Source organism: Catellatospora sp. IY07-71 (assembly GCF_018326265.1).
Classification (GTDB): domain Bacteria; phylum Actinomycetota; class Actinomycetes; order Mycobacteriales; family Micromonosporaceae; genus Catellatospora.
Genome location: NZ_AP023360.1, coordinates 984,253 through 1,000,066, shown reverse-complemented (window position 1 = coordinate 1,000,066; position 15,814 = coordinate 984,253). Strand labels below are relative to the sequence as shown.

The following is a 15,814-nucleotide window of genomic DNA, read 5'->3' as shown; positions in this document are numbered from 1 at the left end:
CTCTGCGCTGACAGCAGGGCGGGAGCTTCGCGCATAGGTCAGAGGGTGGGCATGTAGGGGGTGGAGACGTCTCGGGGCGCGGTGAGCATGTCCGAGACCGTGGGGTACGCCGTCAGGGCGCGCAGCGTGACCAGGGTGGGCGGCAGCATCGGCAGCTCGCCGGCGGCGTGCTCGGCCACGGCCTGCTCGGGGGTGACCCAGCGGGCCCGGTCGGCCTCGAACTCGGGCAGCGCCGCGTCCTGGCCGTCCGGCATGGCCGCCAGGAAGAACCACGTGTCGAAGCGGCGCGGCTCGAAGACGGGCGTCAGCCAGCGGTCCCACGGGGTGAGCGCGGCGGGCAGCAGCGTCACCCCGGTCTCCTCCTCGATCTCGCGCACGGCGGCGTCGGCCGGGGTCTCCCCGGGCTCCAGCGAGCCGCCGGGGAACGCCCACATGCCGCCGAACGCCATCGCCCGCATCCGCCGGATCAGGAACACGGTGCGGTCCGGCCGGATCAGCACCACGGTCGACGCCTCGCGGGGCACGGCCGGCTCCTGCCCCGACTCCGCGAACTCGCGGGCCAGCTGCTCGAACCGGGCCCGCTGCTCCGGCGGCAGCAGGTCGAACGGATTACTCGACATGCACCAGCACCGCCTGCCCCTGCCCGACGCCGATGCACGCCGCCGCAACGCCGTAGCCGCCGCCGCGGGCACGCAGCGTGTGGCACAGGTCCACGATCACGCGCGGCGCGGACGCGCCCAGCGGGTGGCCGTACGCGATGGCGCCGCCGTCGACGTTGACCAGCTCGGGGTCGATCTCGGGCAGCTCGTGCAGGCAGCTGAGCACCATCGCGGCGAACGCCTCGTTGATCTCCCACGCGGCGATGTCGCCGAAGCCCAGCCCGGCCTTGGCCAGCAGCGCCCGGATCGCGGGCACCGGGCCGGTGGAGAAACGCTCCGGCGACACGCCCGCCACGGTGCTCGCTACGATCCGGCCCAGCGGCCGTACGCCGAGCCGCTCGACGGCGGCGGCGGAGCCGATCAGGGCCGTGGCGGCGCCGTCGTTGACGGGGGAGGAGTTGCCCGCGGTCACCGCGCCGTCGGGGGTGAACGCCGGGCGCAGCTTGGCCAGGGCGGCGGCGCTGGTGTCGGCGCGCACCGACTCGTCCCGGGTCACCCCGGCGACCTCGACCACCCTGTCGTCGAAGCGGCCCTGCGCCCATGCGGCGGCGGCCCGCTGGTGCGAGCGCAGCGCCCAGGCGTCCTGCGCCTCCCGGCCGATGCCGAACTCGGCCGCGACCTGCTGCGCGGCGACGCCGAGCGGCACCGTCCAGTCGTCCGGGAACAGCGGGTTGACCATGCGCCAGCCGAGCTGCGTGTTCCACAGCTTCGCCTCGCCGGGGAACGCGACGTCGGGCTTGGCCATGACGAACGGGGCGCGGCTCATGCTCTCCACACCGCCCGCGACGACCAGGTCCAGGTCCCCGGCGCGCACACCGCGCGCGGCCTGCACGATCGACTCGGCGCCGGAGGCGCACAGCCGGTTCACGGTCACCCCGGGCACCGTCACCGGCAGCCCGGCCAGCAGCGCAGCCATCCGGCCCACGTTGCGGTTGTCCTCGCCGGCGCCGTTGGCGTCGCCGAGGATGACGTCCTCGATCTGCGCCAGATCCAGCTCGGGGTGCCTCTTGAGCAGCGCGACGAGCGGGGCGGCGGCGAGGTCGTCGGTGCGTACGCCGGACAGCCCGCCCTTGTGGCGGCCGAACGGGGTGCGGACCGCGTCGATGAGATACGCCTGCGTGGTCATGCTCCGCAGGCTACGTCACCTGAGGGATCGTTCAGTAACCCAGGTTGGTGAAGCCGAGGTAGCCGCGCAGCTTCTCCGTGTGCGGCGAGGCGGGCAGCGCCGTGCCGTCGATGGCGCGCAGCTCGGCCACGCCGCGCACGCTGGACAGCAGCCACACCCCGTCGGCCGCGGCCAGCCCGGCCGGGGTGACCATGCGCTCGGCGGCGCTCAGGCCCAGGTCGGCCGCGTTGTCGAGCAGGTGGCGGGCGGTGGTGCCGGGCAGGATGCCGGTGGACTCCACGGGCACCGTGTTCAGCACGTCGCCGGTCCGCCAGACCAGGGTGGAGGTCGGGCCCTCCAGGGCGTAGCCGTCCTCGGAGACCCACAGCGCGTCGTCCACGCCCTGCGCCAGCACCCAGCGCTGCGAGGCCATGTTGATCGCGTACGACAGCGACTTCACCCCGCCGAGCAGCCACGGCGCGGCGGTGCGCGCGCCCGCCGGGTAGCCGAGCGAGATGGTGGCGACCGAGATGCCGTCGCGGCGCGCGGCCAGCGTCGCGGCGCCGATCGGGTTGACGGTGGCGAAGCAGGTCACCGGGCCGCCGGTGGCCGCGGCCGCCTCCGCGCCGCGCGTGCACACCAGGCGCAGCGCGCCCTCGACGTGCGCGGGCCACTGCGCGCAGGCCAGCGCGGCCAGCTCGCGCAGCGCGTCCTCGGCGGGCAGCGCCAGCTCCATGCGCGCGGCCGAGCGGGCCATCCGGGCCAGGTGCTCGTCCAGCAGCCACGGGGCGGTGCCGCCGCGGCCGTCGGGGCGTACGTGCATGGTCTCGAAGACCCCGTCGCCGCGCAGCACGCCGAGGTCGTCGGCACGGAGCACGGGAGTGTCGGCCGGCACCACGCCACGGCCCTGGACCACGAGAACAGGCTGCACCACGGCCGGAATGCTACGCGTCCCCACCAGGGGGTTAGGAAGGGCACCTTCTACTACGGATAACGATAAGAAGGTGCCCTTCCTTACTTCGGAGGGGGATCGGGGGGCGAACTATGATCGGACGATGCCCGAACAAGGCTCCGCCGAGCTGGCCGATCTGCTGCGCGATCGCGGTCTGCGGCTCACCCCCCAGCGGCAACTGGTGCTCGACGCGGTGCGCCAGCTCGTCCACGCCACGCCCGAGCAGGTGCACGCGGCGGTGTGCGAGGTCGCCTCGGGGGTGAACATCACGACCGTCTACCGGACCCTGGAGCTGCTGGAGGAGCTCGGGCTGGTGACCCACGTGCACCTGTCGCACGGCGCGCCGACGTACCACGACGCGGCCGTCGTGCAGCACGTGCACCTGGTGTGCCGCAGCTGCGACACGGTCACCGAACTGGAGCAGAGCGAGCTGGCCCCGCTCGCCGAGCGGCTGCTGACCACACGCGGCTTCCGGATGGACATCGGGCACGTGGCGCTGTTCGGACTGTGCGGAGGATGTGCGTGATGGGTACGCCGGTGCTGGTCGGTCACTTCGACCCCGATTCCCCGGACGCGCCGGTCGCGGCGCACCACGGCGACCCGCTGCGCGAGCAGCGCACCCTGCTCACCGCGGCCGGGCTGGTGGACCGCTCGCACCGCGGGGTGCTCGCGCTGACCGGCCCCGAGCGGCTGAGCTTCCTGCACAACCTCACCACCCAGCACCTCACCGACCTGGCGGACGGCCAGGGCACCCGCACGCTGGTGCTCTCGCCGCACGGGCACATCGAGCACGAGCTGTGGGTGACCGAGCTGGACGGCACCCTGTGGGTCGACGTCGAGCCGGGCACGAGCGACGCCGTGGTCGGCTTCCTGACCAAGATGCGTTTCTTCACCCAGGTCGAGATCAAGCCTGCCGAGTACGCGGTATACAGCCTCGTCGGACCGGGTGCGCTCGCCGCCGCAGGACGACTCGGCGTGGCCGTGCCCGCCGAGCCGGACGTGCTGCCGGTGCCGGAGCCGAAGTTCCACACCGGCGCCGTGCCGCCCCGGCCCACCACGATCTACGCGGTCAGCCCGCTGCCCGGCGGCGGGTTCGTGCGGCGGCACGCGCTCGGTGACGTGCCCGTGCTGGACCTGGTGCTGCCGCGCGAGAGCGCCGAGCAGACCCTGGCCGCGCTGGAGCTGCCCCCGGCCGGGCTGTGGGCGTACGAGGCGCTGCGCGCGGCGGCGAAGCAGGCGCGGGTCGGCGTCGACACCGACCACCGCACGCTGCCGTCCGAGGTCGAGCTGACCGCCGCCGCGGTGCACCTGGAGAAGGGCTGCTACCGGGGCCAGGAGACAGTGGCCCGGGTGCACCACCTGGGCCGGCCGCCGCGCGCGCTGCGCCTGCTGCACCTGGACGGCATCGCCACGGACGAGCTCCCGGCGCGTGGCACCGAGATCACGGCCGGCGGCCGTACCGTCGGATTCGTCGGCACCGCGGCCCGCCACGCGGAGCTCGGGCCGATCGCCCTGGCCGTCCTCAAACGCAATATTTCCGGCGACACCCCCCTCACTGCGGGAGAATCCACGGCCGCTATCGACCCTGACTGAAAATATGACAGGATGCGCCCATGACGAACGGCACTCTGATCACCGTCGCGCCCACCGGCGCGGAATCCGCCAAGGCTGACGTCCCGGCCCTGCCGGTGACCCTGGACGAGCTGGTCGCCACCGCCAAGGAGTGCGAGGCCGTCGGGGCGAGCGTGATCCACGTGCACATCCGCGACGAGCACGCCCAGCCCAGCCTGGACCCGATCCGGCTGCGGGAGACCGTCGCGGCGCTGCGGTCCAGCACCGACCTGATCGTGCAGCTGTCGTCCGGCGGCTCCGTGCACGACCCCGAGTCGGCCCGGCTGGCCGTGCTCGACGCCGGCCCGGACATGGCCAGCTGCACCATGGGCACCGTCAACTTCGGCGACGACGTGTTCATGAACCGCTGGGAGTTCATCGTCGACCTGCACACCCGGATGCAGGAGCGCGGCGTCGTGCCCGAGTACGAGATCTTCGACCTCGGCCAGCTGTGGTCGCTGCAGCGCCTGCTCGACAAGTACGGCCTGCCCGCCGGCGGCCACGTGCACGTCGACTTCGTCATGAACGTGCCGGGCGGCATGCCCGGCACCGCCGCCGCGCTCGTCGCCTGCCAGCAGGCCCTGCGCGAGCTGCCCGAGGGCACCACGTTCTCGGCCACCGGCATCGGCCGGGCCACCCTGCCGGTGCTGCTGACCTCGCTCGGCGCGGGCGGCCACCTGCGCGTCGGCATGGAGGACACGGTCACCTACGCCAAGGGCCAGCCGGTCGAGTCCAACGCCCAGCTCGTCGCCCGCGCGTCCGCGTTCGCCCGGCTCGCGCAGCGCCCGCCGCTCACCCCGGGTGAGGCACGCAACCTCCTGGGGATCCCCGCGCGCTGAAATGTGAAACCCCGGTAGCGTTCCTTACCATGGGCAAGGTTTACGAGGGCGGCGTGCCGCTCGTCGAGGTGGAACGCAGCGGGTTCGTCGAGGGCGGTCACCGCGGCTCGGTGATCGTCCTGGACGCGGCGGGCGCTCCCGTCGCGTCGGCGGGTGACGTCACCGGGCCGATCTTCCCCCGCTCCTCCAACAAGCCCATGCAGGCCATCGGCATGCTGCGCGCCGGGCTGCGCCTGGCCGACCCCGCCGACCTGGCCCTGGTCACCGCCAGCCACTGGGGCGAGGACTTCCACATCTCCCGGGTACGCGCGCTGCTGCGCAGCGGAGGGCTCAGCGAGGCCGCCCTGCGCTGCCCGCCCGACCTGCCACTCGACGACAACGCGAAGATCGCCACCGGCGGCACCCCGCTGCGCGTCTACATGAACTGCTCCGGCAAGCACTCCGGCATGCTGCTCACCTGCCGCGCCGCCGGCTGGGCCGTCGAGGACTACTTCCAGCCCGACCACCCGCTCCAGCAGCGCCTCAACGAGACCATCGAGGAGTTCGCGGGGGAGTCGGCCGCGGCGATGGGCGTCGACGGCTGCGGCGCGCCGGTGCTCGCCATGTCGCTCACCGGCCTGGCCACCGCGTTCCGCCGCATCGCCGAGGGGGTGCCCGGCTCGCTGGAGCGCTCGGTCGCCGACGCCATGCGCGCGTACCCCGAACTCGTCAGCGGCACCAACCGGGAGGACGCCCAGCTCATGCGCGCCGTCCCCGGCCTGGTCAGCAAGGTCGGCGCCGAGGGCGTGTGGGCCGCCGCCGTCCCCGGCAGGGGCGCGGTCGCCGTGAAGATCGACGACGGCGCCGCCCGAGCCCGCGGCCCCATCATGATCACCGCCCTGCGCCGCCTCGGCGTCGAGGTGGACGCCCCCACCCTCGCCCACCCCACCCTCCTCGGCGGCGGCCGCAAGGTAGGCGCCCTCCACCCCCTCTGGTAACCCACCCCCGCCCGGCCCCGCCCGGCCCCGCCCGGCCCCGCCCCGCCCGCTGCGCTGCGCTGCGCTGCGCTGCGTCGATCATGAACTTAAGTGCGTGTTCGGCGGCGTGTCGCGGCCTTAACTTCATGATCAATATCGTTGTGCCGAGCTAGATCGCTGTTTCGTGTCGGAATGTGGGCTTGCACCGCAGGTTCTGACACGAGACGGCGATCTTCGCCGCCGATCCCGGTGGCAACCGTCGCGCGGGGGCGGTGAGTTGTGGCGGGATGCAGCGCTAAGGGGTGAATTGCGGCGTGGCGCGGATCGCTAGCTGATTGTTAGCACTATGCTTGCAACTGTTAGCAGTCGTGGGTAACTTGATGAGCGTGCAGAGTCCCGATATCGGCGCCTTCATCAAGGACCTGCGGGAGAACGCCCGCATCTCCCTGCGGCAGCTGGCCGAGCAGGCCAACATCAGCAACCCGTACCTCAGCCAGATCGAGCGCGGGCTGCGCAAGCCGTCCGCCGAGGTGCTGGCCCAGCTGGCCGCGGCGCTGCGGGTCTCCACCCCGGCCATGTACCTCAAGGCCGGGCTGCTCGGCTCTGACGACCACCAGGGCGTGCCGACCGCGATCGCGGCCGACCCGCTGCTGACGGTCGCGCAGAAACAGTCCCTCACGCAGATCTACGAAACGTTCGTTCGCGAGAACGCACGCGCCGAGGCGGCAGCCGAAGCCGACGCGGCCGCGCCGGCCGAGACCGAGGCGACGAAGCCCGCGGTGAAGAAGGCGGCCAAGAAGGCCGTGCGCAAGCAGGCACAGGAGGAACAGTGACCATGACCCAGACGTCGAGCAAGACCGACAGCCGCACGTACCCGAGCGCGTTCTACGCCGCCGCGGGCGTCGGCGACCTGGCGTACGAGCAGCTGCGCAAGCTGCCCGAGCTGGCCGACAAGCTGCGGGTGAAGGCGTCGGAGCTGGCCGACCAGGCCACCGCGACCGACGTGCCGCAGTGGAAGGCCAAGGCCAACGAGTACGGCGCCTTCGCCACCAGCAAGGCCGCCGAGCTGACCGCGAAGGTCGACGCCGCGGGCATCCGCGACTCGATCGTGTCCGGCACGCAGACGGCCGCCGAGAAGGCGTCGAAGTTCTACGACTCGCTCGTCGCCCGGGGCGAGCAGGCGTTCACCGAGCAGCAGGCCGGCACCGAGCCCGCCGCCCCGCAGGCCGAGCCGGCCGCGGCGCCGACGGCCGAGGCCAAGGCGGACGTCGTGCCGCCGGCGGCCAAGCCCGCCGCGAAGAAGCCGCCGCGCGCGGCCAAGTGATCCGTCCCGTCGCGGCGTGCCGATCGAGGTCGGTACGCCGCGACGAACGTATCCGGCATCGTCAGCGCTGGGATGCCGGGGTCGTGAGGTTCTAAGCTGTCTCCCATGGTCTTCGAGATCGTCTACGTGATCCAGCTCGTCTTCTGGTACGGGTTCATCGCGCTGCTGCTGTGGGCGTTCGTGGACTGCCTGCTGCGCCGCAAGGACGCGTTCCCGGCGATCGGCACCATGCCGAAGGCCGGCTGGCTCATCGTGCTGCTCGTCGCGATGCTGTTCGTCTGGCTCGCCAGGTGGTACAGCGAGTTCATCGCGATGGCCGGCGGTGGCCTGGCCGCCTACTACCTGCTCGACGTGCGCCGCGGCCTGCGCGAGGTCGCCGAGGGACACTGGTGACCTCGTGATCAACGACCTGCGCTGGCCGCCCCCGCCGGACGGTTTCCCCCGACGCCTCGGCAAGCCGCGCAACTCCGCCCCCAACACCGGCCGCCCCGCGCCGCCCGCGCTGCCCACGGAGATCGTGGACACCGCGCACGGCGTACAGCTGGAGCGGCTCATCACGGGTGTCGGCACGCCGGTGACCGTGTTCGCGCACGGCCTGGGCCACGGCATCGCGGAGACCCGCCCGCTGGGCAGCGCGGTGGCGGGCAAGCGGGTGTTCTTCCAGTTTCGGGGGCACGGCGAGTCCAGCTCCCCGCGCGGTGCGTGGGACTACGGCGACCTGGCCCGTGACCTGCGCGCCATCTCCGACATGACCGGGGCGACCCGGGCGCTCGGGGTCAGCCTGGGCGCCGGGGCGCTGTGCCGGCTGCTGGCCGAGACGCCCGACCGGTTCGAGAAGGTCGTCATGTTCCTGCCCGCGGTGCTGGACCGGCCGCGGCCCGAGGCGGCCCGGCGGCGGCTGGTCAACCTGCTGGAGGCGATCAACAGCGGTGACCTGCCGACCGTGGCCAACGCCGTGGTCGAGGAGATCCCGCCGTCGGCCCGCAACGGCGCGTCCGGCTGGGCGTACGTGCGCCAGCGCCTCAACACGCTGATGAACACCGGCCTGAGCAGCGGCCTGCTGACCCTGCCCGACCAGGTGCCGGTGCCCGACGTCGGCCTGCTGCGCGACGTCAGCGCGCAGGTGCTGGTCATCGGCTGCATCGGCGACGACCTGCACCCGTCCTCGGTAGCCGAGCAGCTCGCCGCGGTGCTGCCGGACGTGCGGCTGCACATCTACAACCGCCCCGCCGTGCTCTGGCACGAGCGCGCCGACCTGCGGGAACGGATCTCGGCCTTCTTGAACGGTTGACCGGGCGGCTAGGCTGCCGGGTCGTGGCAGGTCACGCGATCTCAGAGTTCTTCCTCGGCGTACGGCTGCTCGGGCGGGGCGTCCGCCGCTACGTGCGCAGCCCCAAGCTGATCATGCTCGGGCTCATCCCGGCGGTGCTCAGCCTGCTGCTCTTCATCGGCCTGTTCTGGGCGCTGTTCTACTTCCTCGACGACGTGTCGGCGGCGGCGACGTGGTTCGCCGACGACTGGTCCGAGGACCTGCGCTCCTCGGCGCGGCTGCTCGCCGGTGTCGCGATCGTCGGCGCGAGCGGGCTGCTTGCCGTGGTGTCGTACACGGCCGTGACGCTGCTCATCGGCGACCCGTTCTACGAGGCGATCGGCGAGGCCGTCGAGGAGGACTTCGGCGGCGTGCCCGACGCCGTCGACCTGCCCTGGTACAAGGAGCTGCGGCGCAGCGTCTTCGACGCGCTGCGGCTGCTGCTGGTGTCGGCGATGATCGCGATCCCGCTGTTCGCGGGCGGCTTCATTCCGGTGGTCGGGCAGACGGTGATCCCGGTGATCGGCGCTTTCGTGGGCGGCTGGTTCCTGTCGCTGGAACTCGTCGCGGTCGCGTTCAACCGGCGCGGCCTGCGGCTGCCCGATCGGCGGGTGGCGTTGCGCAAGCACCGGCCGCTGGCGCTGGGGTTCGGCGTCGCGGTGTTCTGCTGCTTCCTGATCCCGCTCGGCGCGGTCCTGATCATGCCGGCCGCGGTCGCGGGCGGCACCCTGCTGGCGCGCCGTTCCCTCGACCTGCCGATCAAATGAGGTAGCCCCACGTGTCGACCCACCCCTCGCCCGCACCCACGGGCGGCCAGACCACGCCCGCCCCTAAGGATGATCAGGCGTCCGCTCCTGCCCCGGCCGGTGGTCAGGCCGCCACGCCTGCCCCGGCCGGTGGTCAGGCCGCCACGCCTGCCCCGGCCGGCGGTGAGCCCGCGTCGGTGGCCGCCCCGGCGGACAGCACGTCGCCCCGGGCCGGCCGTTCCTCGCCGCCGCAGCTGGTCGGCTGGCATGCGATCATGCTGGTCGCGCTGCTGTTCGCGCTGACGGTGCAGCTGCTGCGGGCGAGCGGGCCGCTGCTCGACCAGGTGGCCGGGCCGGTCGGCATCGTGAACGCGGCGCTGATCGCGCTGGCGATCTTCGCCCTGCCGGGGCTGCTGCTGGTGTGGCTCCGCCGCCGGGCCGCCGCGCTGCCGTCGCACCTCGTGCCGGGCGTGTGCGTCACCGGGGCGCTGTGGATCGCGGGGAACCTGTTCGGGCACAACCTGGCGCTGACCGCCGCGGGCGCCGTGGCCGGCCTGGTCACCCTGGCTTTCGCGGTGCGGCAGGCGGGCGGTCCGGTGACCGCCGCGGTGGGCCTGCTGGCCGGGGGAGCACTCGACCTCGCCGTACGGTCGGCCACGGTGACCTGGGATCCGCTCTGGGGAGGAGGGATCTGGGCAGGCGGAATGGCATGGATCCGGCCCTTCAGCACGATCGCCGCGGTCGTGGCCCTCGTGCTCGCGGTGCGCGTCTCGGCAGCTCGGCCCGCTCCGGCCGGCACGGCCGGCGGCCGCGTCTGGGCGCTGGGCGGATACCTCGCGCTGTGGATGACGACGCTGGGCAACCCGGCCTTCGCCGCGTCGCAGTCGGGCGTCGCGTTGCAGCTGTGCCTGATCGTGCTGATCGGCACCCTCGTGGTCGCGGTCGAGCTGGTGCGCCGGCTGACGCTGGCCGGGGGCACGAACGCGGTCCCGGAGCCGGATCACTGGATCGCGGGCTCGGCGGCGCTGGCCGGGCTGGCCGGCGGCCTCGCCCTGGCCTGGTGGGGCAGCGGGCCGGTGGTGCTGCTCGGCCTCGTGCTCGCCCAGCTCTCCGCGGCGGTGGCGGTCGCGCGGGCGCTGGCCTCGCCGGGCGATCGGGGGGTATGGGCGTACGGGCTGGTCTGGGTCCTGCCCGTGCTGCTGTTCCAGGTGCACTACGACATGCCGCTGCCCTTCGACAACAGGTGGCTGCTGATCGCGCTCGCCGTGCTCGTCGGGCTCGCCGGGATGGGCCGCCGTCCGGATCATCCCGGCGGCTGGCGCGTGGACCTGCGCCGGCTGGCGGCCCGCCCGGCTCCGGTCGCCGGGGCCGTCGCGCTGGCGCTGGCCGTACCGCTGCTGATGCACCTGACCCGGCCCGACGACGGGACGGTGACCACGAGCCCGACCGGTGTCACCGTGCTGAGCTGGAACGTCAAGTATGGCCGGGATGACGCGACCGGCCAGGCGGATCCGCACCGGATCGCCAAGGTCATCCGGATCCTGGATCCGGACGTGGTGGTGCTGCAGGAGGTCAGCCGCGGCTGGGCCATCGGCGGCGGGGTGGACGTGGCCGAGTACCTGTCCCGTGAGCTGCGTATGCCGTTCTGGTGGTCGCCCGCGGCCGACGGGCAGTTCGGTAACCTGCTGCTGACCCGGCTGCCGGTCAGCGACGTACGCACGGGCCTGCTGCCCTACGGTCAGGGGCCGATGCACCGCTCCTACCTGAAGGCGACGGTCCACCTGGCCTTCGGGAGATCCCTGGACGTGGTCACCGCGCACCTGACGCACCGCAAGCCGAACACGCCCACCCGCCTGGCACAGATCGACACGCTGCTCGCCCAGACCGACCCGGCCCGGCCGACGGTGGTCGCGGGCGACTTCAACTTCTGGCCGACCTGGCCGGAGACGCGCTCGTTCACCGGCGCGGGCTGGACCTCGGCGCAGGACGTGACCGGTCACGGCGACGCCTGGACCTCGCCCACCGACCGGCCCACCAACCGGGTGGACTGGGTGTTCGGCTCGCCGTCGGTCGCCTTCACCGACTTCCGGGTCGTCGACCAGGTGACCGCCAGCGATCACTTCCCGGTCCTCGCCACCCTCGCCCTACCCGCCCCCTGACCGAGCCGGGCCGTCAGCTCGGGCCACAGTTTCGGGGAAAGTGCATGAAAGCGGAGCGCAATACCCGCACTTTCCCCGAAACTGCGCTGGGCCGTCGCGGACGGCCGCCGGGGAATGTCGCGCGGTGGGGGTGCCCTTGCTTAGGTGGTGCCGCGGATGACGAGTTCGGTGGGGAGGATGACGCTGTCGGCGATGTCCTCGCCGGCGGCCAGGCGCAGCAGCTGGCGGGCCATCTCGCGGCCCTGGCCGACGATGGGCTGGCGGACGGTGCTCAGCGGCGGCTCGGTGTAGCGGGCCAGGGCGATGTCGTCGAAGCCGATCACGGCCACGTCGTCGGGGACGCGGCGGCCGGCGGCCTGAAGGGCCTGGAGGGCGCCGTGGGCCATCAGGTCGGAGGCGACGAAGACGGCGTCGAGGTCGGGGTCGTCCTCCAGGAGCTGGCGCATGGCGACCGCGCCCGAGTCGCGGGTGAAGTCGCCGACCGCGACGATGGAGCGCCGGTCCGAGCCGCGCAGCTCCTCCCGGTAGCCGGTGAGCCGGTCGATGCCGGCCACCATGTCCTGCGGGCCGGCGATGGTGGCGATCCGGCTGCGGCCGGTCTCCAGCAGGTGGCGTACGGCCGTGCGCGCCCCGGTGACGTTGTCGACCTCGACGTACGGCACGCGTACCTGGCTGAGCGGGCGGCCGCCGCAGAGCACGGGGATGCCCATCCGGGCCAGCGTGCCGGGCAGCGGGTCGGCGCCGTGCATGGAGGCGATCAGCACGCCGTCGATGTGCCGGGCCAGCGCGTAGCGCTCGATCCGGTCGTGGCTGGCCTGCGAGCCGGCCACCATCAGCACCAGCTGCTTGTCCGCGGAGTCCAGCTCCTGGCTGACGCCCCGGATGATGCCGGGGAAGAACTGGTCGTCGGAGAACACCCGGGACGGGCTCTCCGGCAGGATCAGCGCGAACGAGTCGGTGCGCTGGGTGACCAGGCTGCGCGCGGCCTGGTTGGGCACGTACCCCAGCTCGTCGATGGCGCGGCGCACGGCGGCGCGGATCGACTCGGCGACCGTGGGGGAGTCGTTGACCACGCGCGAGACGGTGGCCCGGGACACGCCCGCCCGCTGCGCGACCTGTTCCAGTGTCGGTCGGGGCATCGCGGCCCCCGCTCAGCCCGTACGCAGCGAGGCCAGCAGCGACTCGTCGCCGCTCACCTCGAGCGAGTCGAAGCCGATCCGGCCCCACAGCGCGAGCATCAGGTCACTGGCCTGGCCGGACGCGTGCACCCGGGTGTCCGGGCCGTCGGCGTCGAGCAGGGTGTCCGTGTCGAGCAGCGCGATGCCCTCGCCGCGCAGCCGGATGAACCACTCCTGGCCCTCCTCCGGCGCGGTCAGGTGTACGACGCCGTACCGGTCGGTGGGGCCCTTGCGGCGGCCCGCGGGCAGCCAGCTGTCCAGCACCTCGGTCACCCCGTCGGCGGCGAGGTGGTCGTTCAGCGGCTCGGCCATGCCCTGCGACATCTGGATGTCCCAGCGGTGCACGGCGGTCTCGTGCGCCATCCGGCGGTGCCAGAACAAAGCGATCTTGGCCTGCGGCGCCCAGTTCCAGGCGGGCATGTTCGGGTCGAGCGCGTCGAGCAGCTCGATCAGGCCCTTGGCCTCCTCGTCGAACCAGTCGAGGGTCTCCTCGGCGCCCGGGTAGTCGTGCCGCCGGGACCCCGGGTCGGGCGCGCTGGTGACGCCGCGGCTGGCGTGGCCGCGGACCCAGCGGTACACCCCGCCGAGATGGTGGACCAGGTTGAGCACGGTCCAGTCCGGACAGGTGGGCACGACCGCCGTCAGATCGGCCTCGCCGGCGACGGCGCGGAAGGCGGCCGCGTCGGCGCGCAGCGCGTCGAGCCATAGTTCCTTGGTGCCGTGCGCTCTCATGGCCTCGTCCTCATCGGGTCTTCCCCACCTGGTCGTTCGGGAACTGTGGCGGCACTAGTGTGGTGACGTGTCTGACAATAGCCTCGCCCGCCCCGCACTCGCCGACCTGACCACCCTAGGGCTGGGTGGCCCGGCCGGACGGCTGGTCACCGCCGGGTCCGCGGACGAGATCACGGCCTGCGTACAGGACGCGACCCGCACCGGCGAGCCGCTGCTGCTGCTGTCCGGGGGCAGCAACGTCGTCGTCGGCGACGCCGGGTTCCCGGGCACCGTGCTGCTCATCCGCTCCTCCGGCTTCGACGTGATCGCCGAGGACGGCGACGACGTGTCGGTGCGCGCCGCCGCGGGGCACCCGTGGGACGACTTCGTCCTGCGTACGGTCGCCGAGGGCTTCTCCGGCGTCGAGTGCATGTCCGGCATCCCGGGCACCTGCGGCGCCACGCCGATCCAGAACGTGGGCGCGTACGGGCAGGACGTGTCGCAGGTCGTCGAGTCGGTGACGGTGTACGACCGCACCGAGGGCGAGGTGCGCACGTTCACCCCGGAGGAGTGCCGGTTCGAGTACCGGCACAGCGTCTTCAAGTACACCGACCGCTGGGTGGTGCTCGACGTGGTGTTCCGGCTGCGCCGCGACGGCAAGTCCGGCCCGGTGGCGTACGCGGAGCTGGCCCGCGCGCTCGGCGTGGCCGAGGGCGGGCGGGTGCCGCTGGCCGACGCCCGCGAGGCGGTGCTCGGGCTGCGCCGGGGCAAGGGCATGGTGCTCGACCCGACCGACCCCGACACCCGCTCGGTCGGCTCGTTCTTCACGAATCCGGTGCTCAGCGCCGCGGCGTACACCGAACTGCGCCGCCGCACCGACACCGACCCGCCGGCCTGGCCCGGCGCGGACGGCGTCATGAAGGTCAGCGCCGCCTGGCTGATCGAGCGGGCCGGCTTCACCAAGGGCTACACGCGCGGTCCCGTGGCGATCTCCTCGAAGCACACCCTCGCCCTCACCCACCCCGGCGGCGGCACCACGCACGACCTGCTCGCCCTGGCCGAGGAGATCCGCGACGGCGTGCACGACCACTTCGGCGTCACCCTCCGCCCCGAACCCGTCCTCGTCAACTGCGAGCTCTGAAAGGAAGGGCACCTTCTTATCGTTTTCCGTAGAGGAAGGGCATCTTCTTAACCGTGCCGCGATCAGCGGTGGCGGCGCAGGCCGCCCGCGAGCCAGCCGAGGCCGCCGCAGACGGTGAAGAGCAGCAGCAGGCGCACGAGGTCGGTGCGGTTCACTCGGCCGACCGCCGGACCAGCACGACGGCCAGCACCAGCAGGCCCACGCCCAGCAGCAGCAGGGCGATGCCGAGCAGCACCATCGGCCCCAGGCGCAGGGCGCTGAGCTGGCCGCCGTACGCCGACAGCGCAAAGAACTCTGCATTCAGGTTCATATCGGACGTAACGACCGGCGGCACCGGCAGGGATCAGGTGGCGGTGCCCGGCCAGGGCACGGTCACCTCACCCAGCCGCCAGCGGGCGGGACCGTCCAGCACCGGCCGGCCCGCCGCGCGCAGCCGCGACACCGCCTCCAGCCACCGCTGCCGCGGCCCGAACACGGCCAGCGGCGCGGCGTGCCGCCAGGCTTCGTCCAGGGCGTGCAGCAGGTCGTACACCGGCTCGCCCGGCACGTTGCGGTGGATCAGCGCCTTGGGCAGCCGCTCGGCGAACGTGGCCGGGGACTCCAGGGTGGCCAGCTTCGCCGCCAGCGTCAGCGAGACCGGCGTGTCCGCGCCCGTCGGCAGCGCAGCCCAGCTGCCGAGACGGCCCAGCTCGTCACAGGTGCCCTCGACCAGCCAGCCGCCCGGCGCCAGATGTGCCGTCATCGTGGTCCACGCGGCGGCCACGGCGCTCTCGTCGTACTGCCGCAGCACGTTGAACGCCCGGACCACCACCGGCCGCAGCCCGGCCAGCTCAAACCCGCCCCGCGCGAACGTCAGCCCCGGCGGATCCGCCGCGACCTGCGCCGCCGCGACCCGCGCCGGATCGATCTCCAACCCGGTCACCCTGACGTCCGGGCGTACCCGCGCCAGCCGCGCGCGCAGCTCCACCGCAGTGATCGGCGTGGCCCCGTACCCCAGATCCACCACCAGCGGATCCGCCGCCTCGGCCAGCGCACCCCCGCACCACCACGCGATCCACCGATCCACCCGCCGCAGCCGGTTCGGATTCGTGGTCCCCCTGGTGATCTCCCCCTGCGGCTTCACG

General features: G+C 73.1%; 17 protein-coding genes and 1 pseudogene. 11 read left to right on the top strand and 7 right to left on the bottom strand.

Annotation, left to right across the window (positions count from 1 at the left end):
• Positions 1-38: 38 nt before the first annotated feature.
• From CS0771_RS04585 to CS0771_RS04575, 3 genes are read right to left on the bottom strand one after another with little or no spacing between them, the layout of a single operon-like run.
• Positions 39-620, bottom strand: coding sequence for an NUDIX hydrolase (locus CS0771_RS04585; protein WP_212839914.1), 582 nt, complete (start codon positions 618-620; stop codon positions 39-41).
• A complete protein-coding gene (locus tag CS0771_RS04580) occupies positions 610-1,785 on the bottom strand; it encodes a thiolase family protein (protein ID WP_212839913.1) in 1,176 nt (391 codons plus the stop codon). The genes CS0771_RS04585 and CS0771_RS04580 overlap by 11 nt, the downstream gene beginning before the upstream one ends.
• A 31-nt stretch (positions 1,786-1,816) precedes the next feature.
• Positions 1,817-2,698, bottom strand: a complete 882-nt coding sequence (locus tag CS0771_RS04575) for an aminotransferase class IV (protein WP_244870599.1) — start codon at positions 2,696-2,698, stop codon at positions 1,817-1,819.
• 121 nt (positions 2,699-2,819) lie between these two features.
• Here CS0771_RS04575 and CS0771_RS04570 point away from each other — a divergent pair, with 121 nt between their 5' ends.
• From CS0771_RS04570 to CS0771_RS04525, 10 genes and pseudogenes are all read left to right on the top strand, one after another.
• Complete coding sequence (locus CS0771_RS04570; protein WP_212839912.1) at positions 2,820-3,242, top strand: Fur family transcriptional regulator; 423 nt, start codon at positions 2,820-2,822, stop codon at positions 3,240-3,242.
• Positions 3,242-4,309: a folate-binding protein YgfZ gene (locus CS0771_RS04565; protein WP_212839911.1), complete on the top strand. Its 1,068-nt coding sequence runs from the start codon at positions 3,242-3,244 to the stop codon at positions 4,307-4,309. The genes CS0771_RS04570 and CS0771_RS04565 overlap by 1 nt, the downstream gene beginning before the upstream one ends.
• Before the next feature lie 20 nt (positions 4,310-4,329).
• Positions 4,330-5,166: a 3-keto-5-aminohexanoate cleavage protein gene (locus CS0771_RS04560; protein ID WP_212839910.1), complete on the top strand. Its 837-nt coding sequence runs from the start codon at positions 4,330-4,332 to the stop codon at positions 5,164-5,166.
• 29 nt (positions 5,167-5,195) lie between these two features.
• Positions 5,196-6,143 carry an asparaginase gene (locus tag CS0771_RS04555; protein WP_212839909.1) on the top strand — a complete coding sequence of 316 codons (948 nt, stop codon included), beginning with the start codon at positions 5,196-5,198 and terminating at the stop codon, positions 6,141-6,143.
• Positions 6,144-6,502: 359 nt separating this feature from the next.
• A pseudogene (locus CS0771_RS04550) lies at positions 6,503-6,913 on the top strand (helix-turn-helix domain-containing protein); the annotation flags it as partial.
• Positions 6,914-6,957: 44 nt separating this feature from the next.
• A complete protein-coding gene (locus CS0771_RS04545) occupies positions 6,958-7,446 on the top strand; it encodes a hypothetical protein (protein ID WP_212839908.1) in 489 nt (162 codons plus the stop codon).
• A 105-nt stretch (positions 7,447-7,551) separates the two neighbouring features.
• Complete coding sequence (locus CS0771_RS04540; protein ID WP_212839907.1) at positions 7,552-7,839, top strand: DUF2516 family protein; 288 nt, start codon at positions 7,552-7,554, stop codon at positions 7,837-7,839.
• A gap of 7 nt (positions 7,840-7,846) precedes the next feature.
• Positions 7,847-8,737, top strand: coding sequence for an alpha/beta fold hydrolase (locus tag CS0771_RS04535; protein WP_212845611.1), 891 nt, complete (start codon positions 7,847-7,849; stop codon positions 8,735-8,737).
• Between the two features lie 23 nt (positions 8,738-8,760).
• Positions 8,761-9,522, top strand: a complete 762-nt coding sequence (locus CS0771_RS04530; RefSeq protein ID WP_244870598.1) for an EI24 domain-containing protein — start codon at positions 8,761-8,763, stop codon at positions 9,520-9,522.
• An 11-nt stretch (positions 9,523-9,533) separates the two neighbouring features.
• Positions 9,534-11,660 (top strand): endonuclease/exonuclease/phosphatase family protein, encoded by a 2,127-nt coding sequence (locus tag CS0771_RS04525; protein WP_212839906.1) that lies wholly within the window; start codon positions 9,534-9,536, stop codon positions 11,658-11,660.
• A 140-nt stretch (positions 11,661-11,800) separates the two neighbouring features.
• Here CS0771_RS04525 and CS0771_RS04520 read toward each other — a convergent pair whose 3' ends face one another.
• Entirely contained in the window at positions 11,801-12,799 is a 999-nt protein-coding gene (locus CS0771_RS04520; RefSeq protein WP_212839905.1) for a LacI family DNA-binding transcriptional regulator, read from the bottom strand.
• A 12-nt stretch (positions 12,800-12,811) separates the two neighbouring features.
• A complete protein-coding gene (locus tag CS0771_RS04515; protein ID WP_212839904.1) occupies positions 12,812-13,570 on the bottom strand; it encodes a maleylpyruvate isomerase family mycothiol-dependent enzyme in 759 nt (252 codons plus the stop codon).
• A 67-nt stretch (positions 13,571-13,637) separates the two neighbouring features.
• Between CS0771_RS04515 and CS0771_RS04510 the strand changes: the two genes are divergently transcribed.
• Entirely contained in the window at positions 13,638-14,690 is a 1,053-nt protein-coding gene (locus tag CS0771_RS04510) for a UDP-N-acetylmuramate dehydrogenase (protein WP_212839903.1), read from the top strand.
• Positions 14,691-14,841: 151 nt separating this feature from the next.
• On the opposite strand, the gene CS0771_RS04505 is transcribed toward CS0771_RS04510, so the two are convergent.
• Positions 14,842-15,000 carry a hypothetical protein gene (locus tag CS0771_RS04505; RefSeq protein WP_212839902.1) on the bottom strand — a complete coding sequence of 53 codons (159 nt, stop codon included), beginning with the start codon at positions 14,998-15,000 and terminating at the stop codon, positions 14,842-14,844.
• Between the two features lie 33 nt (positions 15,001-15,033).
• Positions 15,034-15,813 carry a class I SAM-dependent methyltransferase gene (locus CS0771_RS04500; RefSeq protein ID WP_212839901.1) on the bottom strand — a complete coding sequence of 260 codons (780 nt, stop codon included), beginning with the start codon at positions 15,811-15,813 and terminating at the stop codon, positions 15,034-15,036.
• Between the last annotated feature and the right edge of the window lies 1 nt (position 15,814).

What these genes read in the sequence shown, in the direction of transcription:
- CS0771_RS04565 (WP_212839911.1), top strand. Translation starts at nt 3,242, where the DNA reads ATGGGTACGCCGGTGCTGGTCGGTCACTTCGACCCCGATTCCCCGGAC.
- CS0771_RS04540 (WP_212839907.1), top strand. Translation starts at nt 7,552, where the DNA reads ATGGTCTTCGAGATCGTCTACGTGATCCAGCTCGTCTTCTGGTACGGG.
- CS0771_RS04505 (WP_212839902.1), bottom strand. Translation starts at nt 15,000, where the DNA reads ATGAACCTGAATGCAGAGTTCTTTGCGCTGTCGGCGTACGGCGGCCAG.
- CS0771_RS04585 (WP_212839914.1), bottom strand. Translation starts at nt 620, where the DNA reads ATGTCGAGTAATCCGTTCGACCTGCTGCCGCCGGAGCAGCGGGCCCGG.
- CS0771_RS04515 (WP_212839904.1), bottom strand. Translation starts at nt 13,570, where the DNA reads ATGAGAGCGCACGGCACCAAGGAACTATGGCTCGACGCGCTGCGCGCC.
- CS0771_RS04570 (WP_212839912.1), top strand. Translation starts at nt 2,820, where the DNA reads ATGCCCGAACAAGGCTCCGCCGAGCTGGCCGATCTGCTGCGCGATCGC.
- CS0771_RS04560 (WP_212839910.1), top strand. Translation starts at nt 4,330, where the DNA reads ATGACGAACGGCACTCTGATCACCGTCGCGCCCACCGGCGCGGAATCC.
- CS0771_RS04580 (WP_212839913.1), bottom strand. Translation starts at nt 1,785, where the DNA reads ATGACCACGCAGGCGTATCTCATCGACGCGGTCCGCACCCCGTTCGGC.
- CS0771_RS04545 (WP_212839908.1), top strand. Translation starts at nt 6,958, where the DNA reads ATGACCCAGACGTCGAGCAAGACCGACAGCCGCACGTACCCGAGCGCG.
- CS0771_RS04520 (WP_212839905.1), bottom strand. Translation starts at nt 12,799, where the DNA reads ATGCCCCGACCGACACTGGAACAGGTCGCGCAGCGGGCGGGCGTGTCC.
- CS0771_RS04555 (WP_212839909.1), top strand. Translation starts at nt 5,196, where the DNA reads ATGGGCAAGGTTTACGAGGGCGGCGTGCCGCTCGTCGAGGTGGAACGC.